This window comes from Proteiniphilum propionicum, assembly GCF_022267555.1.
Lineage (GTDB): Bacteria > Bacteroidota > Bacteroidia > Bacteroidales > Dysgonomonadaceae > Proteiniphilum > Proteiniphilum propionicum.
Genome location: NZ_CP073586.1, coordinates 3608368 through 3620896 on the forward strand (window position 1 = coordinate 3608368; position 12529 = coordinate 3620896).

General features: G+C 40.3%; 11 protein-coding genes. 8 read left to right on the forward strand and 3 right to left on the reverse strand.

The window, feature by feature from the left end; all coding sequences use genetic code 11:
- The first annotated feature begins 53 nt into the window (after positions 1-53).
- Together KDN43_RS15010 and aspA are read left to right on the forward strand one after the other, a co-directional pair.
- Positions 54-2258 (forward strand): GH92 family glycosyl hydrolase, encoded by a 2205-nt coding sequence (locus KDN43_RS15010; RefSeq protein ID WP_238867416.1) that lies wholly within the window; start codon positions 54-56, stop codon positions 2256-2258.
- Between the two features lie 475 nt (positions 2259-2733).
- On the forward strand, positions 2734-4152 hold the full coding sequence (gene aspA / locus KDN43_RS15015; RefSeq protein WP_238867417.1) for an aspartate ammonia-lyase: 1419 nt from the start codon (positions 2734-2736) through the stop codon (positions 4150-4152).
- A 267-nt stretch (positions 4153-4419) separates the two neighbouring features.
- Here the strand turns inward: aspA and KDN43_RS15020 are convergent, their stop codons facing one another.
- From KDN43_RS15020 to KDN43_RS15030, 3 genes are read right to left on the reverse strand one after another with little or no spacing between them, the layout of a single operon-like run.
- A complete protein-coding gene (locus KDN43_RS15020; RefSeq protein WP_238867418.1) occupies positions 4420-5025 on the reverse strand; it encodes an aminotransferase class IV in 606 nt (201 codons plus the stop codon).
- Positions 5022-5996 carry an aminodeoxychorismate synthase component I gene (locus tag KDN43_RS15025; protein ID WP_238867419.1) on the reverse strand — a complete coding sequence of 325 codons (975 nt, stop codon included), beginning with the start codon at positions 5994-5996 and terminating at the stop codon, positions 5022-5024. Before KDN43_RS15025 ends, KDN43_RS15020 begins: the two co-directional genes overlap by 4 nt.
- Positions 5997-6017: 21 nt before the next feature.
- The gene (locus KDN43_RS15030; RefSeq protein WP_238867420.1) at positions 6018-6176 is read right to left on the reverse strand and encodes a hypothetical protein; all 159 of its coding nucleotides are present in this window, start codon (positions 6174-6176) and stop codon (positions 6018-6020) included.
- 713 nt (positions 6177-6889) lie between these two features.
- On the opposite strand from KDN43_RS15030, the gene KDN43_RS15035 reads away from it, so the two are divergent.
- The 6 genes from KDN43_RS15035 (at position 6890) to KDN43_RS15060 (ending at position 12520) form a co-directional block, all read left to right on the forward strand.
- Complete coding sequence (locus tag KDN43_RS15035) at positions 6890-8062, forward strand: hypothetical protein (protein WP_238867421.1); 1173 nt, start codon at positions 6890-6892, stop codon at positions 8060-8062.
- 66 nt (positions 8063-8128) lie between these two features.
- Positions 8129-8821 (forward strand): ABC transporter ATP-binding protein, encoded by a 693-nt coding sequence (locus KDN43_RS15040; RefSeq protein WP_238867422.1) that lies wholly within the window; start codon positions 8129-8131, stop codon positions 8819-8821.
- Positions 8818-9993 (forward strand): ABC transporter permease, encoded by a 1176-nt coding sequence (locus KDN43_RS15045; RefSeq protein WP_238867423.1) that lies wholly within the window; start codon positions 8818-8820, stop codon positions 9991-9993. Before KDN43_RS15040 ends, KDN43_RS15045 begins: the two co-directional genes overlap by 4 nt.
- Positions 9990-11261 carry an ABC transporter permease gene (locus KDN43_RS15050; RefSeq protein WP_238867424.1) on the forward strand — a complete coding sequence of 424 codons (1272 nt, stop codon included), beginning with the start codon at positions 9990-9992 and terminating at the stop codon, positions 11259-11261. The genes KDN43_RS15045 and KDN43_RS15050 overlap by 4 nt, the downstream gene beginning before the upstream one ends.
- 34 nt (positions 11262-11295) lie before the next feature.
- Entirely contained in the window at positions 11296-12030 is a 735-nt protein-coding gene (locus tag KDN43_RS15055) for an outer membrane lipoprotein-sorting protein (protein WP_238867425.1), read from the forward strand.
- A 169-nt stretch (positions 12031-12199) separates the two neighbouring features.
- Entirely contained in the window at positions 12200-12520 is a 321-nt protein-coding gene (locus tag KDN43_RS15060; protein WP_238867426.1) for a (2Fe-2S) ferredoxin domain-containing protein, read from the forward strand.
- The last annotated feature ends 9 nt before the right edge of the window (positions 12521-12529 follow it).

Sequence of the window (12529 nt, forward strand, 5' to 3'; positions counted from 1 at the left end):
AAAAAACAAATCGACGGAAAAGATCTTTTGCTTTGCATAAACAAGAAAATGTTATGAATAAAACGATATTAATATGCGTGTTGCTGTTATTTACTGCATCGTGCACAATGAAAAACGAAAAAAACTCTGTTTCAAATGAGACAGACCTCACTAAATATGTAAATCCATTTATAGGAACTGCTTTCACGGGACACACCTTTCCCGGGGCGGCTTATCCTTTGGGAATGATGCAACCGGGACCGGAGACAGGTAACTTTTCATGGGAATACTGTTCCGGTTATTTCTATGATGACAAACGTATAAACGGTTTCTCTCAAAACCGGCTTAACGGTACAGGATGTGTCGACCTGGGCGATTTGCTGATGCAGCCCTTCTCAGGGGAGAAACGTAACGACCTGAGCAGCAGCTTCGACAAAGCTACCGAGAAAGCCTCTCCTGGTTATTATGCGGTTAAACTTTCAGATAACGAAGTAGATGTGGAGATTACAGCCGCACCACACGTAGCTTTTCACAAATACACTTTTGCCCCGGGTAAAAAAGCCAACCTGCTGGCGGACTTCCAGAGCGGGCTGGTATGGCAAAAAGAGAAGCTTTTCACCCATGTGCTCGATAATAAGATTAACTTCGAAGGTAACAGGGTGATTACCGGCTACACCCGCCGTACTGAGTGGGTAGAGAGAACCTACTACTTCGCGATTGAGTTCAACAAGCCGATACTCTCTTCTGAGAGACTCGATCCTCGTGATCCCAGGGAAAAAGCTCCGCGCTATATCCTCACATTCGATATGCAGTCCGATACTACTTTAAAAATGAAGGTCGCCATGTCAAGGACAAGTATAGAAGGTGCAAAAGGCAATCTTACAGCCGAGGTGAGAGGATGGGACTTTGAAAAGGTGCGCCAAAATGCAAAAGAGGAGTGGAACAGATATCTTTCGCGGGTAAAAATAGAGGGCACAGATAACGAAAAGACAAACTTCTACACATCACTTTACCACCTCTACATCCAGCCCAACAATATTGCCGACACAGATGGTAAATATACAGGCCCAAACCGCGAAGTATCCCTGTCGCCCACCGGGAAGTACTACTCCACACTATCTCAGTGGGATACCTTCCGTGCAGCCTTTCCCATGTACACCATTCTCAGTCCGGAAATAATACCGGACCTGGTAAACTCAATGATAGACTACAGCGGGCAAAAAGGGCACCTGCCCATCTGGGCACTTATGGGGCAGGAAACTTATACTATGATCGGGAATCACTCTATTCCTATGATAGTTGATGCATTTCTCAAAGGATTTGATGGCTTCGATGCGGAAAAAGCCTTCCGTCAGATTAAAAAATCGGTTACCGAAAGTAAACATCCGAAATCGGATTGGGACCTATACGATAGGTATGGTTACTACCCTTATGACACAATAAAGCTGGAATCGGTTTCACGTACGCTGGAGTGCGGCTTCGATGATTACTCTGCCGCGATGATGGCACAAAAGATGGGCAAAACTGACGACCATGGGTTCTTTATGAAGCGTTCAGGTTATTACAGGAACCTGTTCGACAAAGAGACCAACAGCATGCGTCCTAAAAACTCGAATGGCGACTGGCTATCACCGTTCGACCCTTATGAGCTGGCACACGCCGACTCGAATATTGGAGGTCATTATACTGAAGGGAATGCACTTCAATATACATGGCATGTGTTGCAGGATATCCCAGGGCTCATTGATCTGATGGGAGGGAAAGAGGCCGCAGGCAAAGTACTCGACTACCTCTTTAACACAACCCAAGAGACTACCGGTAAACTTTCCGATGTGACCGGACTGATTGGGCAGTACGCGCATGGTAACGAACCGAGTCACCATGTAGCATACATCTACTCATACCTCGACAGGCCGGAAGAGACTCAACGACTGGTACGGCAAATCACCACCAACTTCTACCGGAACAAACCTGATGGACTTATTGGTAATGACGACTGCGGCCAGATGTCTGCCTGGTACATGTTCTCTGCCATGGGATTCTATCCTGTAAATCCTGTGAGCGGCGAACTGGTATTTGGTGCCCCGCAGATACCTAAAGCTTCATTAAATGTGGGTAATGGAAAGTATTTCACCATGGAGGCAAAAAACCTCTCTGCTGAAAACATGTATGTTGAGAGGATTGAACTGAACGGGCAACCCTATGACAAAAAATTCATCACCTACAAGGATATTATGAATGGCAGTAAGCTGATATTCTATATGACAGACAACCCTTAAACCGTTAACTTCAAACAAAAGAATTTCAGTAGAAGCGATTCACATTTAATGATGACAGGTAAAACAGGCATCGTTAGATATCAGTCTGCATTTTATTACAGATAATATTTTCTATCGCGAGTGTCCTGTTTAAAATTGAGTAAATGTCATATACTGCTTCATAATAGTAGCTGGGGTCAGCTTGGTCACAAAAGATTTACCCGACGACTATTTTGTGGCCAGCAACCCTACAACAATAAAAAAGTGGTTCAACCAATAAAATGTAATACAGTGTAAAAAGTATCCTGAATTGAAATTCAACTGCAGCAGCTTGCCAACTTAAACCCGAAAGAATTAACAGGAAAATTAATAAGAATAAACTATTTCGCCTTCGGCAAACTTAATCGGAAGAAAACATATTAATTAATCAGATTTCATCGTTTCTGTTACAAAAAAGTTGTATTTTTGGAATAAATTAATTTTAAACATAATAGCAATGAATTTAAGTGGAATAAACCGCCATGAACACGATCTTCTGGGGGAAATGGAAATACCGGTGGAGTACTATTACGGAATACAGACCATGCGGGCTGTACAGAACTTCAATATAAGCCGCTCCAAGCTATATCACTACCCACAGCTGATTAAAGGCCTGGCTGATGTGAAAGCCGCTTCGGCAATGGCAAATCATCACTTGGGTTTGATGGACGAGAAAATAAAAGATGCCATCGTAAAAACATGCTCAGAGATTAAAGAGGGTAAACTACATGACCACTTTGTGGTGGATATGATTCAGGGAGGTGCGGGTACTTCAACCAATATGAATGCTAATGAGGTAATAGCCAACCGTGCACTTGAGCTAATGGGTTATACAAGGGGGGAATATCAGTACTGTCACCCAAACAACCATGTAAATCTTTCCCAGTCTACAAACGACGCCTACCCTACAGCACTTAAAATTGCGCTCTATAGGGGTATAGGTGGATTAATAGACGCAGTTACCAAAATAATTGAGGCTTTCCGTGAAAAGGGAAAAGAGTTCTCAGATGTAATTAAGATGGGACGTACCCAACTTCAGGATGCTGTTCCTATGACTCTGGGGCAAGAATTTGAGGCATTTGCTGTGACGCTGGAAGAGGAGATACAACGAATGGAACAGAACCGGACACTGTTGTGCGAGGTTAATATGGGGGCCACTGCTATCGGCACGGGAATAAATTCCGATCCTGAATATGCGAAAGTGTGCACCTGCTACCTGGCAAAAATTTCAGAAATAGACCTGGTGCCGGCTTCAAACCTGATTGAAGCTACCAGCGACACGGGAGTATTTATTATGAACTCAGCGGCTATTAAACGGCTGGCAGTGAAACTGTCAAAGATATGCAACGATCTTCGTCTTCTTTCATCGGGGCCTAGAACGGGATTAAACGAGATCAACCTACCTCCGATGCAGCCTGGATCGTCAATCATGCCGGGGAAGGTAAACCCGGTAATTCCGGAGGTAGTTAATCAGATAGCCTATAAGGTTATAGGTAACGACCTTACGGTGACCATGGCCTCTGAAGCAGGGCAGTTGCAGCTTAACGTAATGGAACCGATTATCGCTTTCTCACTTATGGAGAACATTGAAACACTGATTCAGGGAATACATACTCTACGCGAAAAATGTATCACTGGCATCACAGTAAATGCAGATAGGTGCAGGGAGATGGTAATGAACAGCATAGGGCTGGTGACGGCGCTGAACCCCTATCTGGGCTACGAAAACTCGACCAAACTAGCGTCGGAAGCATTGAAAACGGGAAAGGGCATTTATGAGTTGATCCTTGAATTACGTCTGATGGATAAGGAGCGGCTCGATGATATTCTTAAGCCGGAAAATATGATCAGTCCGAGAAAAATAATAAAAGAGTGATCATATCTTATTTTCGCTATGACTTACTGATACACTCACCGGAAAATAATCATTATATGCACCGTACTGATTGAGCCTTTACCGGCAAATTGTCATCAGGTATAAGGGCTAAATATCTGTTAAACCGGACAAAAAATAAACTTTATTCAAAATGGTGGCTCTGCTTAGAAAGCCACATATAAAAAATACTTATAATGCATTGAATATCATCATATATTTTGGTCCTATTGCAACGAAAGTGCTTCAAGGGGGCTCGAATGGTTTCAATTATAAAATAATTGAAGATACTGGTACCGAAATATTATCTTCAATATCAATCAAAGCATTTATCAGATATACCTTTTGGTACAATGATAAATCGTCAATCGTTATCTTTTTTTCTCTGATAATTCCGTTTTTCAGTAAAAATTTCCGTTTGGTCCCCTCAAGCAGATATGTTTCCGGAGTAAACAACGCTCCATCTGACGATTCAAATACAAGGTTGCTAAATGAGCTGTCGGTAATATTCCCATTTTTTGTTATTATAATATCATCGGCTGTTTTTTTTTGCATAAGAAGATTTTGCAAAGCATCTCTGACAACAGATTTATAACAATAGGTGATGCTGTTGTCTTCAATAACCTGCAATGAACGAATTGTTTTAAATTCATAAGCGAAAAATTCTACAGATATGATATCCTCATCATACAAAATTCTGCATTTAACTCTTTTCCCTTTTAAATGAGAAGGTATCAGAGAGGTGTTTATATCTATTTCCGGCTTCGTACCATAATGCAAGAAAGCGGTTTCATGCACTCTCTCCCGATGGAGATTGAGATTGTAAATAACTCCCTCTTCAATTCTCAATGTTTCAATGAAAACAGGCCGTTTCATACAAAAGGCAGATACACTTTATTCAATACTTCCTGATATTCTTTTTTACAAACACTATCGATGGTTATTCCCCCTCCACTCCTAAAATAAAATTTATTACCATCTTGTTCAACAAAGCGAATTAAAACAGCCGAGTCCAGATCTTCACCATCAAAATAACCGGCAACTCCACAATAATAGCCTCTTTCAACTCCTTCTATCTCACCCAATATCTCCAATACTTCGTGTTTGGGCGTTCCAGTAATAGAGCCTCCGGGCAAAAGAGAGAAAATAATATCGCCTATATGTTGCCTGTAATCCGCCGGAAGCTCTCCTGCTATCTCCGAACTGACCTGCAACAGATCCTTTCTGTTTGTATTCAACCGATCAATGTACCTGAAGCGCGACACATGAACATTTTTGGAGATCGCACCCAGCTCTTTGCTCATTAAAGCTACGGTTGCCTTATGTTCGTTTATCTCCTTTTCATCCTCCAACAGAATTTGTTCTGCATTTGCAATACCTGCATCAATTGTCCCCTTCATGGGATTGGTAGAAATTATTCCACTGGCAATTTTGACAAAGCGCTCAGGAGAAAAACATACAAACCTGCCGGGTATATAAATCTGATATCGAGACTCACTCAAAGCAAAAATATTTTCAAGTGAAAGTTCCGTTTCAATTTCTGTCCTTTCAGTCAGATTTGCCAAAAATATTTTCTGCTGCATCAGATATGTTTGTAATTTATCGAATCTCTTCTTATATGTTTCAAAATTATTGGGGATTATATTGAAATATGTATCTGTCGGGGAAAAAGAAAAAGGTTTTCTCCCGGCTTCTGGAAACTTGAAAAATATTTCGTCCTGATAAAGCGGATCGGACACGATATAACCTTCTGTCTGTTCATAATTAATAACAAAGAAAAAAGGCTGTCCCAAGGCAGCCAATTTATTCATATCATCTTTTAGAAGTATAGTGCTTGAGTATAACATGTTTATTTTTTTATTGCCTTTCTATTCTTTGCTGTCCCATAGTTTCAGCATTGGTATCATATCACTGTATTGTTCTGCATATTGTGTCTTTGGAGAGTCGCAAATGCCCGTTTTTGACTGCCCATGAACAGAAGTCATAGCAATAAAGACAAGCACCGCAGTAAAACAATATTTTTTCATTAAAATTATGAGTATTAAAAATAACACTGAAAAAGTTATTTATTAAACAAATTTACAATAATCTTCAATGCAATATATACAATATTCATAATATTTATCAACTGTTCTGTAAATCACTACCTAAAAACCATATTGTTACTCGTGATAGCACTAATACCTCAGTGAGATACTTGCCAATCACTACCTAAAAAACAAATTTTACTCCCCGATTTAATTGATGAGTCTGCTCATAAGACCTTAGTATCAAAAATAATTACTTATAATGCACTGAATATCAATATATGTTTTGGCATGATGATGAAAGAGACTTTTCGGAGGGAATACATCGATATATTCAAAAGCGCAGTACAGATGAAATAATGATGTTTATCTGCCTGTTGTAACGATATCTGTTGTAATGAATATGCATTTTGTAACAATTGTTTTTTCAACACCTTTCGTTAACATTGGCTTACCAAAACCTCTTATTACCATTGGTTTACCAAAACCCGCAATTAACATTATTTAAGGGTGTCATATTCCAAAAAAGTAAACTATATTTTTACCTTTACTTAATTATCGCATCTATCCCTGCTATATGCATATAGCTAAATAAAAGATGTTTATACGTTTTAATGGCACTTGTTGCATGCGATAAGCATTATGCTCTTTTAGCGATTACAATTAAACTACTCTTTTAGGTATGGAATAACACCGGTGCAAAAGGAAGAAAGATGAATAAGCTATGCACTCTATCTATTGCTTTTGGAGTTTCTTGTTGCCTATTCGCACAAGAGAAAACCGATTCAGTTTCCATAAAACAACCGGAAACTGAAAAATCACCGGTTTCGTTTGGCGGACAACTCTCCTGTTGGTCGGTTTTTCAGTTTCCCAATCCTGTTAAAATGCAATTAGGCACACGTTTCGTACCTACATTTATAGGAAATTACGGGAAATTTGATACTGCTGTTTCAGCAAATTTACAATCGGAATTTCATCTTTCAGGGACTAAGCACGATTCCACCGTATGTACCCTGAAACCCTACCGTGCCTGGTTGCGCTATTCAGGAAACAATTGGGAGCTGCGCGGCGGTTTGCAAAATATCAAATTCGGTCCGGGAAAAATGTTCCGCCCGCTAATGTGGTTCGATCGCATAGATGTGCGTGATCCGCTCCAGCTAACCGATGGAGTTTATGCACTGTTGGGACGGTATTTTTTCCAAAATAACGCCAATATTTGGTTCTGGTCATTAATCGGTAACGACAAACCTAAAGGGTTTGAATTTCTGGGGTCGGTGCGATGGATTCCCGAAACAGGCGGAAGACTCCAGTTCCCTCTCGGGCGAGGAGAAATAGCTCTTACAACGCATTATCGCAAAACGGATGTAAAAACAGCTCTTCCGTCAACTGCCGGCAAAACCCGTTTCAACGAAACACGCATAGGTATTGACGGAAAATGGGATGCTGTCGTCGGTCTCTGGTTTGAGTCGAGCTCCATCATCACACAAAAAAATAATTATAACTTACCTCACCATCAGGATTTTCTGAATATCGGAGCCGATTATACACTTCCCTTTGGAAACGGATTGGGCATATCGGCCGAATATTTTCGCTACCATATGGGCAACAGTTTTTTTATCAATGGCAAAAGTATTGTAATTGTGGGGGCAATATTTAACTATCCGGTTTCAATCCTCGACGACGTATCCGCTATGTTTTTTTACATCGACGAGCAATGTTTATGGTTTAATTACCTTAGTTACAAACGAGCGTATGACAACCTTGATATTTATCTGATTGGTTTTTGGAATCCCGAAATCGATCTGATTGCCGCTTCAATGCAAGTCACACAACATAACCTGTTCGCAGGAAAAGGTGTTCAGTTAATGGTGAATTATACTTTTTAAGATATATCAGGCATTCAATGCAACCTGTGACATCAGTATATTATTGAAAATATAAAAAATATTCATATGGAAAATATTGTTGAAGTTTCACATCTTGTTAAAAAATATCCGGTCGGGAACAGTTTTTTCACCGCGTTGAACAACATAAACATCGCTTTCAACGAAGGAGAATTTGCTGGGTTGGTGGGACCAAGCGGTTCGGGTAAAACCACCCTCCTTAACATTATCGGGACTTTAGACAAATCTACAGAAGGTAGTGTTACAGTCCTCAACAAGAGCGTGAATAACCTCACGCAAGTTCAAGCAGCTCAATTACGAAAACATAAAATTGGGTTTATCTTCCAAAGCTATAACTTATTACCCGTATACACTGTTTTTGAAAATGTTGAATTTCCTCTCCTTCTCCTCAACTTGTCTGCCGAAGAACGAAAAAAACGAGTGCTGGAAACGATTGAATGGGTAGGTTTAAGCCAAAAGATAAACTCCCGCCCACCGCAACTTTCGGGAGGCGAGTCGCAGCGTGTCTCTGTTGCCCGCGCCATGGTAAAGCGTCCTCAGCTGGTGCTTGCCGATGAACCTACTGCAAATCTGGATACAGAAAACTCGCACCACATTCTAAAAACAATGAAAAAACTTAATGAGGAGCTGAAAACTTGCTTTCTGTTTGCTACCCACGACGAAAAAGTAATAAGCTATCTCAAGCGAATTATCCGATTGGAAGACGGGCAGGTTGTAAAAGACGAGAAAGTAATGCAATGAAATTATTCAAACTTACCATACGGAACATTTTGGCTAACGGATTGAAAACGTGGCTTACGGTTTTTGTCCTTTCCATCGCTTTTATGCTGATCATATTTATGCAGGGAATGATGCAAGGATGGGACCGGCAAGCTATATACGACACAATAAAATGGGAAATAGCAGGCGGACAGTATTGGAGCGCCGCATACGACCCTTACGACCCGTTCACTCTAGATAGTGCGGCAGCTCTAATTCCCTCGGAATTACAATCTGCGGATAAAAAAGGGCTGTTGGAACCCATATTAATTGCGATCGGTACAATTTTTCCTTCGGGTCGAAGTATGTCGGTGCTAATAAAAGGTATAAGTCCCGGACAGCAACTGCTGGCACTACCGGCTACTTTACTGGAAAGCCAACCTGACAGCGAAGTTATTCCGGCCATTATCGGCACAGGAATGGCACGGCAAAGCGGATTGAAAAAAGGCGATGAAGTGATTTTGCGCTGGCGCGATGCAAACGGCACCTTCGAAGCACAAGACATTCAAATTACAGGTATCTTCAAAACATTTGTTTCTTCTGTGGACAACGGACAGATATGGATCTCAATTGAATCACTCCAGAAAATGTTATTGAAACCAGGAAATGCAACAATAATGATAAAATCAAAAAATATAAAAGCAGAACAAATAGACGGGTGGGCCTTTAAAAGTGATGAGGAGCTTACTCAATCGCTGCGCGAAATGCTTCAAACAAAAAAAGTAGGCCAAAGTATTTTTTACATTATTTTTCTTCTGTTGGGCTTGCTTGCCGTTTTCGACACTCAAACACTTGGCGTTTTCAGGCGCCAACGCGAAATAGGAACGTTTATCGCCTTAGGGATGACCAAAAAAGAGGTCGTGCACCTTTTTACGATTGAAGGAGCCATCAATGCCGTATTGGCGATTTTGCTCGGCGCAATATACGGAATTCCGGTGTGTCTGTATTATGCCATCAACGGAATACCAATGCCTTCAGGATCGAGCGATTTCGGCATAACTATTCCGGATAAGATCTATCCTTTTTTTTCGCTTAACCTCATTATGGTATCTATTGTGTTTATGATAATAATAACAGCATTGGTAAGCTATCTCCCTGCAAGAAAAATTGCAAGGATGAACCCTGCAGATGCCATTAAAGGAAAAGTTCAATGATAAAGTTTTTATTGAAAGGGTTATTGCGAGACCCCAACCGAAGTTTATTCCCGCTTATTGTGGTAGCTTTAGGGGTAATGATTACAGTTTTTATGCAAGCATACGTTGGAGGTGTGATGGGCGAAAGTCTCGAAAAAAATGCTGCTTTCAACACTGGTCACTTGTGTGTTGAAACACGTGGTTATTCAGCCAATAAATCACAAATGCCTCTCGACTTTGCATTAATAGACGTAAATATGCTGAAGACCAGCTTACAACAACAATATCCTCAATGTATTTGGACAGAAAGAATTTTCTTTAGCAGCATACTCGATGTGCCTGACAGTCTTGGGAACACGCTCGTTCAGGGAAATGTGAAGGGGATGGCATTCAACTTGATAAACTCAAACGAAGAGATTAACCGTATGGAGCTGCATTCACTGTTGAAAAAAGGGCGTTTCCCCGAAAAACGGGGAGAAACACTGATTAGCGACGAACTGTTCACTAAGATGTGCCTGAATATTAATGATACCATAACGCTCATATCTACAACAATGTATGGCGAATTGTCAATGTACAACCTCTCGGTTGCCGGCACGTTGCATTTTGGTGTTAATGTACTTGACAAGAGTATGATAATGGTCGATCTGAATGATGCACAAGAAGCATTGAATATGGAAGATGCGGCAAATCAGATCCTTGGTTTTCTGGGGAACAGCACTTATGATAACCGTAAAGCAGGAAAAATAGTATCGGATTTCAACAAACGGTACGCACGCCAACCAGGCCAGTTTACTCCTGTGATGTCGAGGTTATCAAATTCAAACATTGCAGGAATGTCTTATACAACTATTAACAATCTTTCCAATATTATAATTATAGTATTCATATTTGCAATGTCTATAGTTCTATGGAACACCGGATTGATAAGCGGGTTGCGCCGCTATGGCGAGTTTGGGCTTCGCCTTGCTATTGGAGAAAGCAAGGGGGAGATTTATCGCTCATTGATAATGGAGACCATATTGGTGGGTATTGCCGGATCGGCAGCCGGCACTGCATTAGGGCTTTTTTTCGCCTGGCTTTTACAAACGTACGGTTTAGATATAACCAATATATCTAAAGGATCGAATTTGATGATTTCCAATATTATCCGTGCAAAAATAACACCGGCTACCTTGGTTATCGGTTTTATACCGGGACTCATTTCCACTGTTGTAGGTGCACTACTTGCAGGAGCGGGAATTTACAAACGGCAAACGGCAAAATTATTCAAGGAATTGGAAAATTAGACAGGAAGATATTACATTTAGACAATAAAATAACATGCGAACGCACTCTCTGTTGTTTATGCTTATGCTTACTATGGCAGTAAATTCACAAACACCCGATGCTAATACAATATTAGACAAGGTTGATGAAAACATGTCTGCCCAAACACAGATAATGACTGCTACGATGGAGATATATTCCGCTCGAGCAACCCGAACCATGGAAATGAAAATATGGACGGAAGGCGACAGAAAATCATTCACCGAATATCTCGCACCAGCTCGTGAAAAAGGCACGAAGATGCTCAAACTTGACAAGCAGCTTTGGGTATATTCACCTACAACTGACCGCACCATTCAAATTTCTGGGCACATGCTGCGCCAATCGGTTATGGGAAGTGATTTAAGCTACGAAGATATGATGACCGACAAGAGACTGATTGACCAATACAAAGCTGAGGTTACGGGTGAACAGACCATTGACGGGCGGGAATGCTGGGAGCTCACTCTGACTGCAATCGTCTCTGATATCAACTACCATTCGCAAAAAATATGGGTAGACAAAGAACGTTTTGTAATGCTACAGGCACAATTATTTGCAAAGAGTGGCAAGCAGCTTAAAGAAATCACCTTTTCCAAGGTTCAAAAAATTGGAGGCCGATGGTTCCCGATGTCATTTCTCTATAGAGATGTTCTTAAAAACGGCAAAGGTACACGAGTGAATATTACAAAAATACTGTTTAATGAAACTATCCCGGATAATATATTTAACAAATCAAGTTTACGATAAACATTAATTTGAAATAATATTTTCATAACGAAAAATTTTCATTTATCTGAATAAATATATTTATCTTTACAATTAGTTTTGATCTCATTGAAAATGTCTGGAATCAGAGTTTTAGATAAATAGCTTACCGGTATTTTAAAACTGTTTTATAAAAAAGTGACTTTTTCGGGTGGGTTCAATTTTTATAACCGGAAAAAACCACTCAGTTATGATATGCATACGTATATGCGTTGGAAGTTCTTGCCATATTAAAGGCTCTTATGATGTAATTACAAAAGCGAAAGAACTCCTTAAAAAATATAATGCAGAAGACTTTATAGAGCTGCAAGCCTGTTTTTGCCTCGGCTCATGTTCCAAAGGAGTTTCAGTGGAGGTAATAAAAGAGCCAAGAATTGAAAAAACGGGAGAAAATTTTTTTTTGCACAATGTAAATTCAAAAAATTTCGAAGCGCTCTTCGTTAATGAAATTTATCCAGCAATATCTATTTAAATCAGAAAA

Coding starts and splice junctions, on each gene's coding strand:
- aspA (WP_238867417.1), top strand. CDS start 2,734: ATGAATTTAAGTGGAATAAACCGCCATGAACACGATCTTCTGGGGGAA.
- KDN43_RS15040 (WP_238867422.1), top strand. CDS start 8,129: ATGGAAAATATTGTTGAAGTTTCACATCTTGTTAAAAAATATCCGGTC.
- KDN43_RS15045 (WP_238867423.1), top strand. CDS start 8,818: ATGAAATTATTCAAACTTACCATACGGAACATTTTGGCTAACGGATTG.
- KDN43_RS15035 (WP_238867421.1), top strand. CDS start 6,890: ATGAATAAGCTATGCACTCTATCTATTGCTTTTGGAGTTTCTTGTTGC.
- KDN43_RS15050 (WP_238867424.1), top strand. CDS start 9,990: ATGATAAAGTTTTTATTGAAAGGGTTATTGCGAGACCCCAACCGAAGT.
- KDN43_RS15020 (WP_238867418.1), bottom strand. CDS start 5,025: ATGAAACGGCCTGTTTTCATTGAAACATTGAGAATTGAAGAGGGAGTT.
- KDN43_RS15055 (WP_238867425.1), top strand. CDS start 11,296: ATGCGAACGCACTCTCTGTTGTTTATGCTTATGCTTACTATGGCAGTA.
- KDN43_RS15010 (WP_238867416.1), top strand. CDS start 54: ATGAATAAAACGATATTAATATGCGTGTTGCTGTTATTTACTGCATCG.
- KDN43_RS15025 (WP_238867419.1), bottom strand. CDS start 5,996: ATGTTATACTCAAGCACTATACTTCTAAAAGATGATATGAATAAATTG.
- KDN43_RS15030 (WP_238867420.1), bottom strand. CDS start 6,176: ATGAAAAAATATTGTTTTACTGCGGTGCTTGTCTTTATTGCTATGACT.